At 70.0% G+C, this 19,188-nt stretch carries 19 protein-coding genes and 1 rRNA gene; 17 read left to right on the top strand and 3 right to left on the bottom strand.

The features are described 5' to 3' along the window. Positions 1-22: 22 nt before the first annotated feature. A 5S ribosomal RNA gene (rrf, locus tag ACTWQN_RS36190) occupies positions 23-139 on the top strand. 197 nt (positions 140-336) lie between these two features. Here the strand turns inward: rrf and ACTWQN_RS36185 are convergent. Further along, positions 337-1,326 carry a hypothetical protein gene (locus ACTWQN_RS36185; protein ID WP_443208182.1) on the bottom strand — a complete coding sequence of 330 codons (990 nt, stop codon included), beginning with the start codon at positions 1,324-1,326 and terminating at the stop codon, positions 337-339. A 162-nt stretch (positions 1,327-1,488) separates the two neighbouring features. On the opposite strand from ACTWQN_RS36185, the gene ACTWQN_RS36180 reads away from it, so the two are divergent. The 16 genes from ACTWQN_RS36180 (at position 1,489) to ACTWQN_RS36105 (ending at position 17,195) form a co-directional block, all read left to right on the top strand. Next, entirely contained in the window at positions 1,489-2,475 is a 987-nt protein-coding gene (locus ACTWQN_RS36180; protein WP_443208181.1) for a hypothetical protein, read from the top strand. Continuing rightward, the gene (locus ACTWQN_RS36175; protein WP_443208180.1) at positions 2,472-3,482 is read left to right on the top strand and encodes an HAD-IIA family hydrolase; all 1,011 of its coding nucleotides are present in this window, start codon (positions 2,472-2,474) and stop codon (positions 3,480-3,482) included. The genes ACTWQN_RS36180 and ACTWQN_RS36175 overlap by 4 nt, the downstream gene beginning before the upstream one ends. 95 nt (positions 3,483-3,577) lie before the next feature. After that, positions 3,578-3,808 carry a hypothetical protein gene (locus tag ACTWQN_RS36170; protein WP_443208179.1) on the top strand — a complete coding sequence of 77 codons (231 nt, stop codon included), beginning with the start codon at positions 3,578-3,580 and terminating at the stop codon, positions 3,806-3,808. A 5-nt stretch (positions 3,809-3,813) separates the two neighbouring features. Further along, entirely contained in the window at positions 3,814-4,650 is an 837-nt protein-coding gene (locus ACTWQN_RS36165; RefSeq protein WP_443208178.1) for a TlyA family RNA methyltransferase, read from the top strand. Positions 4,651-4,849: 199 nt separating this feature from the next. Further along, positions 4,850-5,743, top strand: a complete 894-nt coding sequence (locus tag ACTWQN_RS36160) for an NAD kinase (protein ID WP_443208177.1) — start codon at positions 4,850-4,852, stop codon at positions 5,741-5,743. A gap of 134 nt (positions 5,744-5,877) precedes the next feature. Beyond that, complete coding sequence (gene recN, locus ACTWQN_RS36155; RefSeq protein ID WP_443208176.1) at positions 5,878-7,659, top strand: DNA repair protein RecN; 1,782 nt, start codon at positions 5,878-5,880, stop codon at positions 7,657-7,659. Positions 7,660-7,764: 105 nt separating this feature from the next. Next, positions 7,765-8,949 carry a putative cytokinetic ring protein SteA gene (gene steA, locus ACTWQN_RS36150; protein WP_443208175.1) on the top strand — a complete coding sequence of 395 codons (1,185 nt, stop codon included), beginning with the start codon at positions 7,765-7,767 and terminating at the stop codon, positions 8,947-8,949. Beyond that, entirely contained in the window at positions 8,946-9,884 is a 939-nt protein-coding gene (locus tag ACTWQN_RS36145; RefSeq protein WP_443208174.1) for a copper transporter, read from the top strand. The genes steA and ACTWQN_RS36145 overlap by 4 nt, the downstream gene beginning before the upstream one ends. Positions 9,885-10,129: 245 nt before the next feature. Beyond that, positions 10,130-11,833: a CTP synthase gene (pyrG, locus tag ACTWQN_RS36140; protein WP_443208173.1), complete on the top strand. Its 1,704-nt coding sequence runs from the start codon at positions 10,130-10,132 to the stop codon at positions 11,831-11,833. A 17-nt stretch (positions 11,834-11,850) separates the two neighbouring features. Further along, a complete protein-coding gene (locus tag ACTWQN_RS36135) occupies positions 11,851-12,507 on the top strand; it encodes an NUDIX domain-containing protein (protein ID WP_443208172.1) in 657 nt (218 codons plus the stop codon). Continuing rightward, positions 12,504-13,451 (top strand): site-specific tyrosine recombinase XerD, encoded by a 948-nt coding sequence (locus tag ACTWQN_RS36130; protein WP_443208171.1) that lies wholly within the window; start codon positions 12,504-12,506, stop codon positions 13,449-13,451. The genes ACTWQN_RS36135 and ACTWQN_RS36130 overlap by 4 nt, the downstream gene beginning before the upstream one ends. Positions 13,452-13,627: 176 nt before the next feature. Then, entirely contained in the window at positions 13,628-14,569 is a 942-nt protein-coding gene (locus tag ACTWQN_RS36125; protein WP_443208170.1) for a ParA family protein, read from the top strand. Continuing rightward, positions 14,566-14,916, top strand: coding sequence for a hypothetical protein (locus ACTWQN_RS36120; RefSeq protein ID WP_443208169.1), 351 nt, complete (start codon positions 14,566-14,568; stop codon positions 14,914-14,916). The genes ACTWQN_RS36125 and ACTWQN_RS36120 overlap by 4 nt, the downstream gene beginning before the upstream one ends. Continuing rightward, the gene (locus ACTWQN_RS36115; protein WP_443208168.1) at positions 14,913-15,764 is read left to right on the top strand and encodes a segregation and condensation protein A; all 852 of its coding nucleotides are present in this window, start codon (positions 14,913-14,915) and stop codon (positions 15,762-15,764) included. Before ACTWQN_RS36120 ends, ACTWQN_RS36115 begins: the two co-directional genes overlap by 4 nt. Beyond that, positions 15,761-16,429 carry an SMC-Scp complex subunit ScpB gene (gene scpB, locus ACTWQN_RS36110; RefSeq protein WP_443208167.1) on the top strand — a complete coding sequence of 223 codons (669 nt, stop codon included), beginning with the start codon at positions 15,761-15,763 and terminating at the stop codon, positions 16,427-16,429. The genes ACTWQN_RS36115 and scpB overlap by 4 nt, the downstream gene beginning before the upstream one ends. After that, on the top strand, positions 16,419-17,195 hold the full coding sequence (locus ACTWQN_RS36105; protein WP_443208166.1) for a pseudouridine synthase: 777 nt from the start codon (positions 16,419-16,421) through the stop codon (positions 17,193-17,195). The genes scpB and ACTWQN_RS36105 overlap by 11 nt, the downstream gene beginning before the upstream one ends. A 97-nt stretch (positions 17,196-17,292) precedes the next feature. Here the strand turns inward: ACTWQN_RS36105 and ACTWQN_RS36100 are convergent, their stop codons facing one another. Together ACTWQN_RS36100 and ACTWQN_RS36095 are read right to left on the bottom strand one after the other, a co-directional pair. Continuing rightward, positions 17,293-18,468 carry a cation:proton antiporter gene (locus ACTWQN_RS36100; RefSeq protein ID WP_443208165.1) on the bottom strand — a complete coding sequence of 392 codons (1,176 nt, stop codon included), beginning with the start codon at positions 18,466-18,468 and terminating at the stop codon, positions 17,293-17,295. A 116-nt stretch (positions 18,469-18,584) separates the two neighbouring features. Then, a complete protein-coding gene (locus ACTWQN_RS36095) occupies positions 18,585-19,067 on the bottom strand; it encodes a cation:proton antiporter regulatory subunit (protein ID WP_443208164.1) in 483 nt (160 codons plus the stop codon). Positions 19,068-19,188: the final 121 nt, after the last annotated feature.

Here is a 19,188-nt window from a genome sequence, read left to right as displayed (position 1 = left end):
GGTGGTGGGGGTGTGAGGGGTTGTCGGTGGCGATGGCGGGGAGGGTACGCCCGGTCCCATTCCGAACCCGGTAGCTAAGTTCCCCAGCGCTGATGGTACTGCACTCGACAGGGTGTGGGAGAGTAAGACACCACCGACACACAACACAATAGAAGCCGACCGGAACCGTCCTCGCGGGACGGATTTCCGGTCGGCTTCTTGCGTTCAGCACCGCTATGCGCTGAACACCGCATGTTCCACAGGAGTTGCCCCGGCTCACATCAGAGGTGCCACCCGCCGCACCCCGCATCCAGGTGGGACTACTCTTGGGGGGCTTCAGTATTTGTATTTTCTGCTTCAGGAGGTTCGGTGTCCGGTTCCGATGACAGGCGCGGCGGTCCCCGCCGTGGGGCCGGTACCGGCCGAGGCGGCCAAGGCGGCCGTGGAAACTTCGATCGCCGCGGTTCCCACGGCGGTCCTCGCCGTGACCGCGATGGCGGTGGCGGTAGCGGTGGCGCGCGCCGGTTCGGCGACCGCGACAACCGCGGCGGCTACCGCAATGATCGCGACGACCGCAACAGCCGCGATGGTCGCAACAACCGCGACGACCGTCCGGTCCGGGAGGATCGGGGTGGCCGCGACAACTTCGGCGGTCGCGACCGGTTCCGCGGACAAGGCGACCAGGACCGGCGCACCGGCGGCCACCGGGACGACCGTGGCGGATATCGCCGCGATGATCGCCGGGACAACAACCGCGACGATCGGCCCCGCCGGTTCGACTCGCAGGACAGCCGAGGTCGTGACTTCGACAACCGTCGCGAAGACCGCGGTGGCTTCCGTCGCGACGACCGCAGGCGCGACGACCGGCGCGATGACCGGGCACGCGGCGATTTCCGCCGCGATGACCGGCCGCGCCGGGACGACTTCCGCCGTGACGATCGTGGCCGGGATGATCGTGGGCGTCGTGATTTCCGGCGTGATGACCGGCCACGCCGCGATGATTTCCGTCGTGATGACCGGGAGCGGGGCGATTTCCGCCGCGACGACCGGGGCCCTGGGGACCGCGGCCGGGACGATCGGGGCCGGGGTGGCTTCCGGGACGATCGGCGCGGCGGCTACGGGCGTAGCGACAACCGCCAGGGCAGGCCGCGTTTCGAGGATCGGCGCCGAGACGACCGCCCTCGTGACGACCGCCCTCGTGACGACCGTCGCGACGACTTCCGCCGGGACGACCGCGGTCGCGATGACCGGCCACGCCGCGATGACGGGCCGCGCCGCGATGACCGACCCCGTCGGGACGACCGCGGCCGTGACGACCGGCCGCGCCGGGACGACCGACCCCGCCAACGGGGCGACCGGTTCGACCGGGACCGGGGCGGTCGCCGGGATCGCGACTTCCGGCGGGACGATCGCCGCGACGGGGGCCGCCGAGATCGCGAAGACAACCGGCAGGATTCGCCGAAGGCGGAATCGCGTGCCAGCGCGGCCACCGAGGCGGAGTCCAAGCGCGTGCCCGAGCCCGAGCTGCCCGAAGGCCTGGAGCCCTCGGAGTTGGACATCGAGATCCGCCGCGAACTGCTCACGCTGCCCAAGGGTCTGGCCGACAAGGTCGCGCTGCATCTGATCGCGGCCGGTCAGCTGATCGACACGGAGCCGGAGCGCTCCTTGGCGCACGCCCGCTACGCGCGGCAGCGTGCCCCCCGCATTCCTTCGATCCGGGAAGCCAACGGCCTCGCCGCGTACCTGACGGGCGAGTGGAACGAGGCGCTCGGCGAATTGCGGGCCGTTCGGCGCATGGCTGGCGGGCCGGGCCACTTGGCGATCATGGCCGATTGCGAGCGCGCGATGGGACGGCCGGAACGCGCGGTGGAGCTCAGCCGCAGCGAGGAGGCCAGCCAGCTCGACCAGGAGGACGCGGTGGAGCTGCGCATCGTCGCCGCGGGTGCCCGCCGGGATCTCGGCGAGGTCGACGCCTCGGTGGTGAGCCTGCAGATTCCGGAGCTCGACCCGCGGCGCCAGGAGCCGTGGAGCGCACGCCTCTTCTACGCCTACGCCGACAACCTGCTGGCTGCCGGACGGGAGCGAGACGCCTTCACCTGGTTCGTGCACGCCGCGCACGCCGATGACGAGGACGAGACGGACGCCGCCGAGCGCCTCGAAGAGCTGGCCGAGCAGTTGGGCGGCCCGGACGTGGTGGAGGAACTGGTCACCGAAGCCGAAGCCGAAGCCGCCGCAGAGGTCGACGACGAGTTCGACGACGAGGCTGCCGAGATCGATGACGACTTCGACGACGAGCGCGACACGGCAGACGACGAGCTGGGCGACGACGAACCCGCTGAGGACGATGTGGCGGACGACAGCGCAGCGCCCGAAGCCGAAGCAGCGGCCGTGCCGGAGGAAGCCGCCGCAGAGCCAGAAGAACCCACGGCCACCGCGAAGACCGCCGACACCGACGAGTCTGAGAACGGCGGCGCAGGAGGAGCGCGGACGCAGTGAGCGGCACGCTTCTCGACGGTCACGATGTCGTGCTGTTCGACCTCGACGGCACGGTGTTCCGAGGTGGTGAACTCGTCCCCGGCGCGCTGGAGGCGATCCGGGAGGTTCACCGGCTGGACATCCCCGTCCGGTACGTCACCAACAACGCCTCGAAACCGGATCAGGCGGTCGCCGACCACCTGATCGGTCTCGGGCTGCACGCGGAGCCGACCGAGGTCAGCACCAGTGCCCAGGCCGGTGCCGCAGTGCTGGCCGAGAAGCTGCCCGCTGGGTCGAAGGTGCTGGTGGTCGGCACCACCGCGCTGGAGTCCGAAGTGGACAAGGTGGGGCTGGTGCCGGTTCGGGACTTCGCCGCCGACCCGGCCGCCGTGGTGCAGGGGATTTCCACCGAGACCACCTACCGCGACCTCACCGAGGCTTGCCTGGCGATTCGCTCCGGTGCGCTGTGGGTGGCGTGCAACGGCGACCGCACCCTGCCGACCGAGCGCGGTGAGGTGCCCGGAAACGGCGCACTGGTCGAGGCGTTGCGAGCCGCCACCGACCAGGACCCGCTGGTGGCGGGCAAACCGGAGCGTCCGCTGCTGGACCGGGCGGTCGCCTCCGCAGGAGCCGCTGCTCCGCTGATGGTCGGCGACCGGCTGGACACCGACATCGCTGGTGCGGTGAAAGCCGAAATGCCGTCGCTGATGGTGCTCACCGGAGTCAGCACGCCTCGGGAACTGCTCGAAGCGTCCGCCGACCGGCGGCCCGACTACGTCGCCGCTGATCTGCGGGGGCTGCACGAGCCGCCAGCTCAGGTCGCGGTCGGTGCGCAGTCCGAGTGGCAGGTTCGAGTCGACACCGGCTCGGTGGAACTGTCCGTGCAGACCGGGGAACAACCGGGCGATGCGCTCTCCGCCCTTCGCGCGCTGTGCGCTGCTCGGTGGTCTGCCGGGTCGGGAGCGGTCGCGGTGCGCGGTGCGGACGAGCCAGCGCGAGCGGCGCTGCGGCAGCTGGGGCTGCTCTGACCGACGCATGTCGTGGTGGTGCTGTCCTGGCGTTCGGCTAGCGTGGACGTGTCGCCGCACAGCGGTCGCGGCGTGATCGAGGGGAGCAGGAGCGGATGACCTCTCCGTGGCAACAGGCGGCGAATCCCGCGATGCTGGCGCGCCCGGCCGATGACGGCCAAGCGGCGGTCGACGCCATCGCAGCGGCCGTCGCCGAACTCGACGGGGTGCGGGAACTGCCCGTCGCCGAGCACGTCGAACGGTTCGAGGTGGTGCACGCCGCGCTCACCGAAGCGCTTTCGAAGGCCGACAACCTGCTGTCCGCAACGAGCGCGCACAGGAGTTGACGGGAGTGCCTCGCAAGTCGCGGTTGGATGCCGAACTGGTTCGTCGTGGCCTCGCCCGGTCTCGGGAACACGCCACCGAGCTGGTCGCCGCGGGCCGGGTGAGCGTGCGCGGCATGGTGGCCCACAAGTCGGCCACCGCGGTCGAGATCGATGCACCGCTGGTGGTCGCCGAAGACGTCGACGACCCGGCTTGGGCATCGCGCGGCGCCTACAAGCTGGTGGGCGCGTTGGAGGCGTTCGAGCCGGAGGGGCTGTCCGTGGCCGACCGGCGCTGCCTCGACGCCGGGGCGTCGACCGGCGGTTTCACCGACGTGCTGCTGCGGCGCGGCGCGCGCGAGGTGGTGGCCGTCGACGTCGGGTACGGCCAGCTCGACTGGAAGCTGCAGACCGATGACCGGGTCAAGATCCACGATCGGACTAACGTGCGGTCGCTGACCCCGGAGGACATCGGTGGGCAGGTGGATCTGGTCGTGGCCGACCTGTCGTTCATTTCGCTGAAGCTCGTGCTGCCCGCGCTGGTCGCCTGCGCCACCGCGGACGCCGATCTGGTGCCGATGATCAAGCCGCAGTTCGAGGTGGGCAAACAGCGGTTAGGCTCGGGTGGCGTGGTGCGCGATCCGCAGCTGCGGGCCGAAGCGGTGTTGGAGGTCGTGCGGTTCGCCGCCGAGCAGGGGTTGGGACTGCGCGGTGTCGTGGCCAGTCCGCTGCCCGGCCCGTCCGGCAACGTCGAGTACTTCGTCTGGCTGCGTCCGGGCGCGGACATCGATGTGGCGGCGGAGGAACTGGTGTTGGCCGCGGTTCGGCAGGGGCCGCAGACTGCGGTCAAAACCGCGCATCGGTGAAGCGGACATACATGATGTCGGGGATCGGCGGAGACGAGAAGGCCGCTGAGGTTCCGCTACCCGCACCGCCACGCGAACCAACCCGCACAATCTCTAAAGTGGATTGCAGCGGTGTCCAAGGCACCGCTGCGGCGGCGCTGGTTCGGTCCGCACACCGCAAATGGCTGACGCCGTTTGGGAAACGTTGAAGGAGTAGGAGTTGACCCGAGAGGTGCTGCTGGTGGTGCACACCGGCAGGCAGCACAACCTGCGCACCGCTGAGAAGGTCGCCGCGCAGCTCATCGGCGCGGGCCTGCGCGTGCGGGTGCTCGCCGGGGAGGCGCCGGAACTCAGCCCGGACTGCTACATCCAGGCGGTGGCGCCCGGCCCGCAGGCCGCGGCCGGTACCGAACTCGTCCTGGTCCTCGGCGGCGATGGAACGTTGTTGCGCGCAGCGGAGCTCGCGCGGCTGGCGGACGTCCCGGTCTTCGGTGTGAACCTCGGTCGGGTGGGTTTCCTGGCCGGGGCCGATTCCGATGCGCTCGACGAGGCGGTGGCGGCGGTCGTCGAGTCGCGATACCACGTCGAGGAGCGGATGACGATCGAGATCGCCATGAAGCTCGATGGCGAGGTGCTGGCCCGCACCTGGGCGCTAAACGAAGCCAGCGTCGAGAAGAGCAGCCGGGAGCGGATTCTCGACGTGGTCGTGGAGGTCGACGGCCATCCGGTTTCGGCGTTCGGCTGCGACGGCGTGCTTTGCTCGACCCCGACCGGTTCCACCGCCTACGCGTTCTCCGCCGGTGGCCCGGTGGTGTGGCCGGAGGTGCAGGCATTGCTGGTCGTGCCGAGCAACGCGCACGCGCTGTTCGCCCGCCCGCTGGTGGTGTCGCGGGAGTCGCTGGTCGCCCTGGAGATCGACCAGCACGGCCACCACGCGGTGCTGTGCTGCGACGGGCAACGGCAGTTCGACCTGCCGCCGGGCGCGCGGGTCGAGGTGACCGCCGGAGACACTCCGCTGCACCTGGTCCGGCTGCACGACACGGTGTTCACCGATCGCCTGGTGCGCAAGTTCGAGCTGCCGGTGCAAGGCTGGCGCGGCCCCGCCAGCATCTGACCATCCAGGGTTCGCGGGTGGGGCGATTTCGCTGCCCGCGGACTACCCGCGGCGGACCAGCCGCAGATTTCAAGGCTGTGCTGATCACCCCAGCGGGGCTCCGCTAGTCGGGTTGTGCCGCTAGGGTGCTTGATGTGTTGGCCGAGATGCGCATCCAGGGACTGGGCGTCATCGACGACGCCACGCTCGCACTGCACGCGGGCTTGACCGTGGTCACCGGTGAGACCGGCGCCGGGAAGACGATGGTGGTCACCGGGCTGCACCTGCTCGGTGGTGGTCGAGCTGATGCCTCCCGGGTCCGCTCTGGTGCGCAGCGTGCCGTCGTGGAAGGCCGGTTCCAGACCACGATCGACTCACCGGCGGCCAAGGTCGCCGCCGATGCCGGGGCCGAACCGGACGACGACGGAAGTCTGATCGCGGTGCGGACCGTGACCGCCGACGGGCGTTCGCGAGCGCATCTCGGAGGCCGCTCGGTGCCGAACGGGGTGCTGGCCGAACTGGCCGAGCAGGTGTTGGCGGTGCACGGCCAGAACGATCAGCTCCGGTTGTTGCGGCCGGGCGAGCAGCGCGCGGTGCTGGACCGCTTCGCCGGGGAACCGGTGCTGCACGCGCTGGCCGACTACCAGCGGGTTCGCGCGGAGTGGGCGGATGCGGTCCGGGAACTCACCGAACGAACCGAGCGCTCGCGAGAGCTGGCCAGGGAAGCTGAGCTGCTCCGGCACGGCGTGTCCGAGATCGAGGCGGTCGCACCCGAACCAGGCGAGGACGTCGCACTGGTCGACGAGGCCCGTCGGCTCGCGGACGTCGACCAGCTCAGGGAGATCGCGACTGGTGCCCAATTGGCGCTTACCGGGGCGGTTGACGGCGAGACCGACTCGCCGGGCGCGATCGGCCTGATCGGGGAGGCCCGGCGGCGCCTCGCGGCTGCCGAGGACCCGGTGCTGCGGGAGTTGGAGCCGCGGGTGGCGGAGGCCGTCGCGGTGTTGGCCGACGTGGGCGGTGAGCTCGGCGGGTACCTGGACCGGTTGGACGCCGACCCGGCCCGGCTGGAGCAGGTGTTGGCCCGGCAGGTCGAACTCAAGCAGTTGACGAAGAAGTACGCCGCGGACGTCGACGGCGTGCTGGCCTGGGCCGACGACGCGCGCACCCGACTGTCCGGAATGGACACTTCGGAAGAGGCGCTGGCGGCTTTGGCCGCGCGGCGCGACGAACTCGGGGTGGAACTCGCCGAACGCGCGGCCGTGGTGTCCGCGGCCCGGGAAGAGGCCGCGGTCCGGCTCGCCTCGGCGGTGTCGGAGGAGCTGGACGGGTTGGCGATGCCGCAGGCCCGGCTCGAAGTCGTCGTCCAGGCGAAGGAAACCGATGCCAGCGACCCGTCCGCGTTGTCGGTGCGCGGCCGGACCCTGCATGCCGGACCGGATGGCGTGGACGAGGTCGAACTGCAGCTCATCGCGCATTCCGGCGCCCCAGCGCTGCCGATCCACAAAGGCGCCTCGGGCGGCGAGCTGTCCAGGGTGATGCTGGCGTTGGAGGTCGTGCTCGCCGATGCTGACACGGTGCCCACGCTGGTGTTCGACGAGGTCGACGCCGGGGTCGGTGGTCGGGCCGCGGTGGAGATCGGGCGGCGGCTGGCCCGGCTGGCTCGCACCCACCAGGTCGTGGTCGTCACGCACCTCCCGCAGGTCGCCGCATATGCCGATCGCCACCTGGTGGTGGACAAGGGCGCCGCCGACGGCGGGCTGACCCGCAGTGATGTGCGGGTGGTCGCCGACGAACGGCGGGTGGTCGAACTGGCGCGGATGTTGGCCGGGCTCGATTCGACGGAGACCGGCCGCGCCCACGCGGAGGAACTGCTCAACACCGCGACGGCGTACAAGCTGACCCAGACGCGGTTCCGGCGGCGCGGGAAGGCGTAGCACGGCGGGCGGTAGGCCGTTCGGCCGATCGGAATTGCTGCTGGTGGTTCAACAACATCGGCGTGGCGGACCAACAACGTGTAGTCGATTTGTCACTATCGGCGCATGAAACTCAGCGGTCTGCTTGCCCGTCAGCAGGAAAACCTGCCTGGTGTCGTCGGGGTCGCCAGGGTCGAGCGGCGTTCGGGTGGGGTGCTGCGCCGCGTCCGCTCCGGCGACATCGCGGTGATAGATCACGCGGACCTGGACCGGTGCACGGCCGAGGCGCTGGTCGCGGCAGGGGTGGTCGGAGTGGTCAACGCCGCGCCCTCGATTTCCGGTCGCTATCCGAACCTCGGCCCCGAGGTGTTGCTGTCGGCGGGCGTGGTGCTGATCGACGGGGTGGGTCCGGAGGTGGCGCACCGGGTCAAGGACGGCTCGAAGATCCGGCTGCACGACGGCGGGGTGTTCGCCGGGGACCGGGAAGTCGGGCGCGGGACCGCGCAGGACGCCAACTCGGTCGCCGACCTGCTCATCGAGGCCAAGGCGGGCATGGCGGCCCAGTTGGAGGCGTTCTCGGCGAACACGATCGAGTTCCTGCGCAAGGAGCGGACGCTCATCCTCGACGGCATCGGCGTGCCCGACCTGACAGTGCCGATGACGGACCGGCAGGTGCTGGTGCTCTCGCCTGGCTACGGGCACGCCGACGACCTGCTGCGGTTGAAGAAGTACATCCGGGAGTACCGGCCGGTGCTGATCGGGGTCGAGGCCGGTGCCGACGCGCTGGTCAAGGCCGGGTACAAGCCGGACGTCATCGTCGGTGACCCGGACGTCATCAAGACCGACACGCTGAAGTGCGGTGCGGAACTGGTGATCCCCGCCCACCTGGACGGGCACGCGCCCGGCCTGGAACGCATCCAGGACCTCGGCATCGGCGCGGTGACCTTCCCGGCGTCCGGCAATCCGGAGGACCTCGCGCTGCTGCTCGCCGACGCGAACCAGGCGAGCCTGGTGATCACCGTCGGTTTCCAGGCGACGCTGGGGGAATTCCTCGACCGCGGCCGCTCCGGATCGAACCCGTCGACGTTCCTCACCCGGCTGCGGTTGGGCAGCAAGGTCATCGACGGTCCGGCGGTGGCCACCTTGCAGCGCAGCCGCACGCCCACCGGGGCCATCGCGCTGCTCGCCGCTTCGGTGCTGCTGGTGGTGGTCGTGGCGCTGGCGGTTTCCGGGCTGGGCACCGCATTCCTCGCTGTGCTCGCCGACACCGGCGACTCCGTGTCCGCATATTTCAAGGGGCTTTTCACGTGATCTCGTTGCGGTACCACATCGTGTCGATCGCCGCGGTCTTCCTGGCGCTGGCCGTGGGCGTGGTCATGGGCTCCAGTTCGGTCAGCGACCGGCTGCTGGCCGGTTTGGGCGACCAGCGGCAGTCGTTGCAGGATCAGGTCAACGCCCTCAACTCCGAGCGAACGGCACTGCGGGCGCAGGTCGCCGCGGCTGATCGGTTCGATTCGACGGTCGGGCCGATGGCCGTGCAAGATCAGTTGGCGCAGCGCAGCGTCGTGCTGATCACTTCGGCGGACACCTCGGACCAGCAGCGCGACGCGGTGGCGCAACTGCTGCGCACCGCTGGGGCGGATGTGACCGGTGAGGTGCACTTGGGCCACGCGTTCACCGACCCGGATCGGGCGGACCAGCTGCGGCTGGTCGTCACCGAACTGCTGCCCGCCGGTGTGCAACTGCCCACCGCAGCGGATCCGGGCACCCTGGCCGGGGGTCTGATCGGGCCGTTGACCCTGCTGAATCCGCAGAGCGGTCAACCGCAGACCGGTGACCAGGAGCGCGCGGCGGCGTTCGCCGGGCTCGCCGACGGCGGCTTCGCGACCGCCTCGCCGGGCTTGCGGCCAGCGCAGCTCGCGGTGGTGCTGACCGGTGGCCGCATCGATGGTGACGGTGCGGGGGACCAGGCCGCGACGCTGGCCCGGTTCGCGACCCAGATCGACCGCGCCGGTCAGGGCGCGGTGCTCGCCGGTGACGCCGGTTCGGCCGATGGGACCGGCGCCGTCGGGGTGGCCCGGGCGGATCCGGCGATCGCCTCGATATTGTCCACTGTGGACAACATGGGGAGTGGTGCGGGGCGGGTCGCGGTGGTCCTCGCGGTGCGCGAGCAGGCCGATCGGCAGTCCGGGCACTACGGCGTCGCCAGCAGCGCTCAAGGCCCGGTGCCGGACACTCGCGGCTAGGCGAGATCCACGGCTGGTTTTCGCGGACGGTGCCGCCCGATTCGCGAACGTTGAGCCGCGCGGAGCCGGGTGGTGCTGGTGGGACCCGTGTCGATGCTCACCACGCCGCCTGGCAGCGGCGGGTCTCGGTGCGCATCCGGACCGTCGTGCGTTAGGCTGGAATTCCGTGGGAGCGACGGATGCAGCCGTCCTGCCAGCGCAGACATCCAGCCAGGCGACGGCTTGACCACGGGGAGCTTTTGTTGGTGCCGCAAGCACGCACGATCAAGCACGTGTTCGTCACGGGGGGCGTGGCCTCCTCGTTGGGTAAGGGGCTCACGGCGTCCAGCCTGGGCGAATTGCTGACTTCCCGCGGATTGCGGGTGACCATGCAGAAGCTCGACCCCTACCTGAACGTCGATCCAGGAACGATGAACCCGTTCCAGCACGGTGAGGTGTTCGTGACCGACGACGGCGCGGAGACCGATCTCGACATCGGGCACTACGAGCGGTTCCTGGACCGGGACCTGACCCGCAACGCCAACGTGACCACCGGCCAGGTGTACTCGACGGTCATCGCCAAGGAGCGACGCGGCGAATACCTGGGCGACACCGTGCAGGTCATCCCGCACATCACCGACCAGATCAAGGCCCGGATCCGGGCGATGGCCGAGCCGGACGAGGACGGTCGTACGCCGGATGTGGTGATCACCGAAGTCGGCGGCACGGTCGGCGACATCGAGTCGCTGCCGTTCCTGGAGGCCTGTCGGCAGGTCCGCCACGACGTGGGTCGGGACAACTGCTTCTTCCTGCACGTGTCGCTGGTGCCGTTCCTGGCGCCGTCCGGTGAGTTGAAGACCAAGCCGACGCAGCATTCGGTCGCGGCGCTGCGCAACATCGGTATCCAGCCCGATGCGCTGGTGTGCCGGGCCGACCGCGACCTGCCCGAGGACCTCAAGCGCAAGATCGCGCTGATGTGCGACGTCGACGTGGACGGCGTGGTGGCCTGCCCGGACGCGCCGTCGATCTACGACATCCCGCGGGTGCTGCACGCCGAAGGCCTGGACGCCTACCTGGTGCGGCGGCTCGGGTTGCCGTTCCGCGACGTCGACTGGTCGGTGTGGGGCGATCTGCTGGACCGGGTGCACAACCCCTCGGAGCGGGTGCGGATCGCGCTGGTCGGCAAGTACGTCGACCTGCCGGACGCCTACCTGTCGGTCACCGAGGCGCTGCGGGCCGGTGGGTTCGCGCACCGGGCGAAGGTGGAGATCTCCTGGGTCGGTTCGGACACCTGCGAAACCGAGACTGGCGCCGCGCAGGCACTGTCCGGAATGGACGGTGTGCTGATCCCGGGCGGTTTCGGGGTGCGCGGCATCGAAGGCAAGCTGGGCGCCATCCGCTACGCCCGCACGCACGGCATCCCGACGCTCGGGCTGTGCCTCGGCCTGCAGTGCATGGTGATCGAGACGGCGCGGGCGCTCGCCGGGCTGGACCGGGCCAACTCCACCGAGTTCGAGGAGCCCTGCCAGCACCCGGTGATCAGCACGATGGCCGATCAGCACGACGTGATCGCGGGCGACCGGGACATGGGCGGCACCATGCGGCTGGGCTCGTACCCGGCGAAGCTGCAGGTGGACTCGATCGTCGCCGAGGCCTACGGGGCGACCGAGGTGGCGGAGCGGCATCGGCACCGCTACGAGGTGAACAACGCCTACCGGGACCAGTTGAGCAAGGCCGGCCTGCTGTTCTCCGGGACTTCGCCGGACGACCGGCTGGTGGAGTTCGTCGAACTACCGCGCGAGGAGCATCCGTTCTTCGTCGGCACCCAGGCGCACCCGGAGCTCAAGAGCCGTCCGACCCGCCCGCACCCGCTGTTCGCGGCATTCGTCAAGGCGGCACTGGACTACCGAGCGGCAGAACGCCTGCCCGTCGAGTTGGAACCGATCCAAGAACCGGCACCGAGTATCTGATCCCCGCTGGCTCTAGGGTGGGTGGCGTGGACACGACGGACAACGGTGTTGCGCGCACCAACGGCGAGCACGAGTTCACCACCCTGACCAGCGCTGACGTGTACGTCGGCAAGATCCTCGCGTTGCGGGCCGACGAGGTCGGGATGCCCGGTGGCGGGCAGGCCCGCCGCGAGGTCGTCGAGCACCTCGGCGCGGTCGCGGTGGTGGCGTTGGATGAGCACGAGGAGGTCGTGCTCATCCACCAGTACCGGTATCCGATCGGTCGGCGGCTTTGGGAGCTGCCAGCCGGGCTGCTCGATGTAGCTGGAGAGGACCCGGTGCGCACGGCGCAGCGGGAGCTCGTCGAGGAGGCCGGGATCGCGGCCCGGGACTGGTCGGTGCTGGTCGACGTCGCGAGCTCGCCGGGTTTCACCGACGAGAGCGTGCGGGTCTTCCTGGGCACCGGACTGTCCGATGTGGACCGTCCGGCGGCGGTCGGCGACGAGGAGGCGGATCTGGTGATCCGGCGGTTCCCGCTGGCCGAGGCGGTGCGGATGGCCCTGGCCGGGGAAATCGTCAACGGTCCGGCGGTGGCCGGGCTGCTCGCCGCCCGGGCGGTCCGCGACGGCCGCGCTCGGTCGCGACCAGCGGACGCCGAGTGGCTCGACCGGCCCCGGCGCTTCGCAGCGCGGTGAGGGGCTTCGAGCACCTGCCACCGGAACTGCGCGGGGCGATCACCGGATACCTAGATCACCTCGCCGTCGAGCGCGGCAGCGCTGGCAGCACCCTCGACTCCTACGCCAGGGACCTGCGGCGATACGCCGAATTCCTGGTCGGAGCAGGCCTTTCCGGACTCACCGAGGTGGGTTCGGCGCACCTGTCCGGATTCCTGGCCGAGCTGCGGGAAGGCACCGAAGAGCGGCCCGCGCTCGCGCCGTCGTCGGCGGCGCGAGCGTTGGTGGCAGCCCGCGGCCTGCACCGGTTCGCGCACGCCGAAGGGCTGCTGGCGGTAGACGTGGCGCGCGAGGTCGCGCCACCGAGCTTGCCGAAACGCCTCCCGAAGGCGCTTTCCGTCGACGACGTCGGGAAACTGCTCGACCATGCCGGTGGTGATGACGCCCGGGGCATGCGAGATCGAGCCCTGCTGGAGCTGCTGTACTCGACCGGGGCGCGGATTTCCGAGGCGGTCGGCCTGGACGTCGACGACGTCGACGGCACCGGACGCACCGTGCTGCTCGACGGCAAGGGCGGCCGCCAACGGCTGGTTCCCATCGGCCGACCGGCCCTGCGGGTGTTGGACGCCTACCTGGTCCAGGCCCGGCCCGGCCTGGCGGCGCGGGGGCGCGGCAGCGCCGCGGTGTTCCTGAACTCGCGCGGCACCCGGCTTTCCCGGCAGAGCGCGTGGAACGCGTTGAAGACCGCCGCGCGGCGCGCCGGAATCGGCGGCTCGGTGTCCCCGCACGTGCTGCGGCATTCCTTCGCCACGCACCTGATGGAAGGCGGCGCCGATGTCCGTGCGGTGCAGGAACTGCTGGGCCATGCCTCGGTCACGACCACGCAGGTTTACACGCTGGTCACGGTGAACACGCTGCGGGAGGTCTACGCGATGGCCCACCCGCGCGCCCATGCTTCAGAGTGAGTTGGCCGCGCTGCGGGTGCGCGCGAGCGGCGCCCACGGTAGACGTTGATCACACATCAGATCACACGGAACCTGCACGCATTTCCGACACCCCGGCGAGGCGCGTTGCCGCTGGTAATGGATGCCACTTAGGCTGCGTTTGATCGCCACCGGCACCTTGAAGGAGTCAGATCGCCATGTCGCTGCCGCAGCCCTCCGCCGCAGGGCGGCCCCGGGGCGCGGTCGACCTGAGCATCGCCCCGGAGACGACGGGCCGCGAGGAAGACGTCGACCTGACGACAGATTCCCGCGGTCTCGGTCCCACTGGCCGGCCACGTCGGCACATCCCGGAGCCGCCGTTGCTGGACCGGCACGGTCCCGCTTCGGTGCTCGCGATGTGCAACCAGAAGGGCGGCGTAGGGAAGACCACGTCGACGATCAACCTCGGCGCAGCGCTGGCGGAGTACGGACGCCGGGTGCTGCTGGTGGATTTCGATCCGCAGGGCGCGCTTTCGGTCGGCCTCGGAGTTCAGCCGCACCAGCTCGACCAGACCATCTACAACGTGATCATGGAACGTCCGGTCGTCGTCCAGGACGTGGTGCGGCGGACCAGCGTTGAGGGCATGGACCTGCTGCCCAGCAACATCGACCTGTCCGCGGCCGAGGTGCAGTTGGTCGCCGAAGTGGGCCGGGAGCAGACGCTGCACCGGGTGCTGCAACCAGCGCTGGCCGAGTACGACTACGTGCTGGTGGACTGCCAGCCGTCGCTCGGCCTGCTGACGGTGAACGCGTTGGCCGCCGCGGACGGTGTGATAATCCCGTTGGAGTGCGAGTTCTTCAGCCTCCGCGGGGTGGCGCTGCTGATCGACACCATCGAGAAGGTGCGGGAGCGGCTGAACCCGAAGCTGGAGATCAACGGCATCCTGGCGACCATGTTCGATCCGCGCACGCTGCATTCCCGCGAGGTGATGGCGCGCGTGGTGGAGGCCTTCGGCGATGTCGTCTTCGACGCGGTGATCAACCGCACGGTGCGGTTCCCGGAGACCACGGTCGCCGGTGAACCGATCACCCGATGGGCGCCGCGCTCGGCGGGTGCCCAGGCCTACCGGGCGTTGGCACGCGAGGTGATCGCCCGATGACGCGTCGGGTCGCCCTGCCCGGAGCGGCCGAACTGTTCCGTACTACTGTTCCTCGGACGGATCACGCCGATCCACCGGAGCGGGCGTCGGCCGAGACCGCGGCTCAGTCCGGGGCGGGGCGGTCCGGATCGGGGCGGCGCAGGCACGATTCGAAGATCACCGTGTACGTGTCCGACGAGGAGTTGCTGGGCTTGGAGCAGGCGCGGCTGGCATTGCGGGCCGATCACGGCATCGCCGTGGACCGGGGCCGGATGGTGCGCGAAGCGATTGCGGTGGTGCTCGCCGACCTCGACGAAAACGGTGCGGAATCGGTGCTGGTGCGGCGCCTGCGGGAGCCCGGCGAGTGACAGTTCCCGCTGTTCCGGAGGAGCAGTCGAGCGAGGATTCCGGCTCCACCGGCGGATTCACGGTGCGGCTGGAGAATTTCGAAGGCCCCTTCGACCTGCTGCTGCAACTGATTTCGCAGCACCAGCTGGACGTCACCGAGGTGGCGTTGCACAAGGTCACCGACGAGTTCATCGCCTACACCAGGGCGCTCGGCGAGCAGTGGGACCTCAACGAGACCACCGAATTCCTGGTGGTGGCCGCGACCCTGCTGGACCTCAAGGCGGCTCGGCTGCTCCCGGCCGCGGAGGTGGAGGACGAAGCCGACCTGGCGCTGCTGGAAGCCCGCGACCTGCTGTTCGCGCGGCTGCTGCAGTACCGCGCGTACAAGCAGGTGGCCGCGTTGTTCGGCGAGCTGGAAGCCGGTGCGCTGCGGCGTTATCCGCGGTCGGTGGCGGTGGAAGAGCGGTTCGAGAACCTGTTGCCGGAAGTGGTGATCGGGGTCGATCCGCAGCGGTTCGCCGAGATCGCGGCCGCGGTGTTCCGGCCCAAGCCGCCGCCGACGGTTTCGCTGGACCACATCCACCAGCACGGCGTGTCGGTTCGCGAGCACGCGGCGCTGCTGCGGGTGCGGTTGGCGGCGAAGGGCAGCGCCACCTTCCCGGAGCTGGTGTCGGACTGCGGCCACACGGTCGAGGTGGTGGCGCGGTTCCTGGCGCTGTTGGAGCTCTACCGGGAGAGGGTCCTGCACTTCGAGCAGGAGAACCCGCTCGGTGAGCTGCTGGTGCGCTGGGTTGGCGGCAGCGTGGCGCAGGCGCAGGCGGATGCCGAGGCGCAGCGCGCCAGCCAGGACGACGAGGAGTACGGATGAGCGACATGGAGCCGACGGTGGAAACCGGGGTTGCCGAGCCGTCGGAGGAGTCGGCGGTCGCTGCCGAGTCGTCGGAGCCGTCGGGTGAGTCCGATGCGGTGGTGACTCCGGTAGCGCCCGATCTGACCTCCGACGTGGCGCTCGATGCGGCGTTGGAGGCGTTGCTGCTGGTGGTGGACGTGCCTGCGGGAGAGGAACTGCTGGCCGACACCCTGGAGCAGCCGGTGGCCCGGATCCAACAGGCGCTGCGGCGGCTTTCCGACGGTTACGCCGACGCGGAGCGAGGGGTGGACCTGCGCCGGGTCGGCGACGGCTGGCGGTTCTACACGCGGGAGAAGTACGCGCCGTACGTGGAGCGCTACCTGCTGGACGGCCAGCGCACCAAGCTGACCCGCGCCGCGTTGGAGACGCTCGCGGTGATCTCCTACCGGCAGCCGGTGACCCGCTCGCGGGTCGCGGCGGTACGCGGTGTGAACGTCGATGGCGTCATCCGTACCCTGGTAGGGCGCGGCCTTATCGAAGAGGCCGGAACCGACCCGGAGACGGGCGGCATCCTGTACTGCACGACCGAGCTGTTCCTGGAGCGGCTGGGGCTGTCGTCGCTGAAGGAGCTGCCGCCGCTCGCCCCCTTGTTGCCCGAAGTGGATTCGATTGATGACGTCTGAGCACCGTTCCCCGTCCAATGCTTCGCAGCACAGCGCCGATTCGGAGGGCGTGCGGCTGCAGAAGGTGTTGTCCCAGGCCGGGGTGGCCTCGCGGCGCGCGGCCGAGGAGATGATCGTCGAGGGACGGATCGAGGTCGACGGCGAGGTGGTCACCGAACTGGGGCGGCGGGTCGACCCGGCGACCGCGGTGATCCACGTGGACGGCAACCGGGTGATGGTCAACGAGAATCTGACGCACCTGCTGCTGAACAAGCCCAGCGGCATCCTGTGCACCATGTCGGATGACCACGGGCGCCCGTGCATCGGCGACTACCTGCGGGAACGGGAGGGCAAGCTGTTCCACGTGGGGCGGCTGGACCAGGACACCGAGGGCCTGCTGCTGATCACCAACGACGGCGAGCTGGCGAACCGGCTGATGCACCCGTCCTACCAGGTGCGCAAGACCTACCTGGCCGAGGTGCTGGGGCCGGTCCCGAAGGACCTCGGGCAGCGGCTGCGCAAGGGCGTGGAGCTCGACGACGGGCCGGTGAAGGTGGACCGGTTCAAGCTGGTCGACGTCAACCAGAACCGGGCGCTGGTGGAGATCGTGCTGCACGAGGGCCGCAAGCACATCGTTCGTCGGCTGCTCAAGCACGTCGGACTGCCGGTGCAGCGCCTGGTGCGCACCCAGATCGGCGAGGTGCGGTTGACCACGGAGCGGCCGGGCGCGATCCGTCCGTTGAACCAGCAGGAGATCAGCTCGCTGTACCGCGTCGTGGGGCTCTGACCGGCTCCAGAGCCTGGCGAACGCCGGGGCCGATTTCGCGCGAAACCGTCACCCGCTCCCCATGGGAAGCGGCGATTTCGCGCGAAATCGCCCGCACTCAGACCCTGCTGGTTTGGCGTTGGAGGAACAGGCGGGCCACCGGCTCCACCAGCCGCGCCGCGACCGGGCCGAGGATGGCCATCAGCAGCACGTAGGCGGTGGCGAGGGCGGCGAGTTCGTCCGCCACCGCACCGGAGGCCACCGCCAGCCCGGCGATCACGATGGAGAACTCGCCGCGCGCGACGAGCGCGGCACCGGCCCGCAAGCGACCCATCCGGCCGATGCGCTGCATCCGGGCCGCCAGCCAGCCGGTGAGCAGCTTCGTCGCGCAGGTGACCGCCGCCAGCAGCAGGGCCACCAGCAGCACCGGCGGGATCTGCCTGGGATCGGTGTTCAGACCGAAGACGACGAAGAACAGCGCGGCGAACAGGTCCCGCAGCGGCTCCAGCATCCGGGTCGCGTTCACCGCCGTGGACCCGGAGATCGCGATGCCCAGCAGGAACGAGCCGACCGCGGCCGAGACCTGCAGTTCCGAGGCGATGCCCGCGACGAGCAGCGCGGCACCCAGCAACCGGAGCAGGAACACCTCGGGGTCGGGGCTGTCGACGAGCGCCGACACGTACTTGCCGAAGCGCAGCGCGATGATCAGCACCAGGGTGATGGCGATCAGCGACACCCCGACCGCGGTGAGCCCGCCGAGGAAGCTGACCCCGGCCAGCACCGCGGTCAGGATCGGCAGGTAGACGGCCATCGCCAGGTCTTCGAAGACCAGGATTGACAGGACCACCGGTGTTTCCCGGTTGCCGAGCCGCCCCAGGTCGCCGAGCACCTTCGCGACGATGCCGGAGGACGAGATGTAGGTGATCCCGGCCATGGTGAGCGCGCCGAGTGGCCCCCAACCCAGCAGGTAGGCCACCAGCGCGCCGGGTAACGCGTTCAGCACAATGTCGATCAGACCGGCCAGCCAGGAGCGGCGCAGTCCGGTGACCAGCTCGTCCGCCGAGTACTCCAGGCCCAGCAACAGCAGCAGCAGGACCACGCCGATCTCGGAGGCGATGTGGGTGAACGGCTGGATGCCGTGCAACGTGATCAGCCCGCCGGTGCCGAAAGCCAGGCCGCCGATCAAGTAGAGCGGGATCGGGGACACTCCGAACTTCCAGGCGAGTCTGCCGAGGATGCCGAGACCGAAGAAGACCGCTCCCAGCTCGATTATGGAGATCGCCGTGTCGTGCACCGTGTGTCCTCTCACGTCCTGCGTATGGAGTTGTTCGGGTTCGGCACGCGTTTGACCACCGTTGGTGCGACGCGTGTCCCGGTGCGTTGACCGGGAATGTGCTCAGCGGGGCTTGGTCAGCCCTTTTCCAGGATTTCGTTGGCGGCGCGCAGGCCGTCCGCGGTGCCCACGACCACCACCAGGTCACCGGCGGAGAACTGGAAGTCGGGGCGTGGTGACGGGTGCACCGTGCCGTCGCGGACCACCGCGACGATCGAAGTGGAGGTGCGGGTGCGCATCTCGGTCTCGCCGAGGGGGCGACCGGCGTAGGGCGAGTTCGAGGCGACCGGCAGTTGCCAGGTGGTGATGCCGGTGACCTCGCGCTGCTGCTCGGTGAGCTGGGCGACCAACTGCGGGGCGCCGAGCAGGTTGGCCAGCGTGCTGGTCTCGGTGGTGGTGAGGTCGACGGAGGCGGCCACCTTGTCCGGGTCGTCCTGGCCGGAGACGATCAGCTCGAACCGGCCGTCGCGATAGGTGATCACGCCGATGCGGTGCCCGGAGCGGGTGGTGAAGTCCTGCTGCGTGCCGAGCCCCGGTAAGGGGGTCACTGTTACGTCCACACCCGCGACCTTATTAGGAGATCTTTCGTTTTTGTCCCGTGGTTCGCCGTGATCTGGACGCGATTGGGATGGTCGGGGGCGGACCAGGCAGAATAGACGGTTGGTCCGGCTGGTGCCGGTG

Source organism: Saccharopolyspora antiqui (genome assembly GCF_052246905.1).
In the GTDB taxonomy this organism is placed as follows: Bacteria; Actinomycetota; Actinomycetes; order Mycobacteriales; family Pseudonocardiaceae; genus Saccharopolyspora.
Note: the sequence above shows the minus strand (reverse complement) of the source record. Positions and strands in the feature narration are given on the sequence as shown.

Bases quoted from the DNA above. Each gene is read 5' to 3' on its own strand.
- ACTWQN_RS36170 (WP_443208179.1), top strand. From the start codon at position 3,578: ATGACCTCTCCGTGGCAACAGGCGGCGAATCCCGCGATGCTGGCGCGC.
- steA (WP_443208175.1), top strand. From the start codon at position 7,765: ATGAAACTCAGCGGTCTGCTTGCCCGTCAGCAGGAAAACCTGCCTGGT.
- ACTWQN_RS36125 (WP_443208170.1), top strand. From the start codon at position 13,628: ATGTCGCTGCCGCAGCCCTCCGCCGCAGGGCGGCCCCGGGGCGCGGTC.
- ACTWQN_RS36120 (WP_443208169.1), top strand. From the start codon at position 14,566: ATGACGCGTCGGGTCGCCCTGCCCGGAGCGGCCGAACTGTTCCGTACT.
- scpB (WP_443208167.1), top strand. From the start codon at position 15,761: ATGAGCGACATGGAGCCGACGGTGGAAACCGGGGTTGCCGAGCCGTCG.
- ACTWQN_RS36105 (WP_443208166.1), top strand. From the start codon at position 16,419: ATGACGTCTGAGCACCGTTCCCCGTCCAATGCTTCGCAGCACAGCGCC.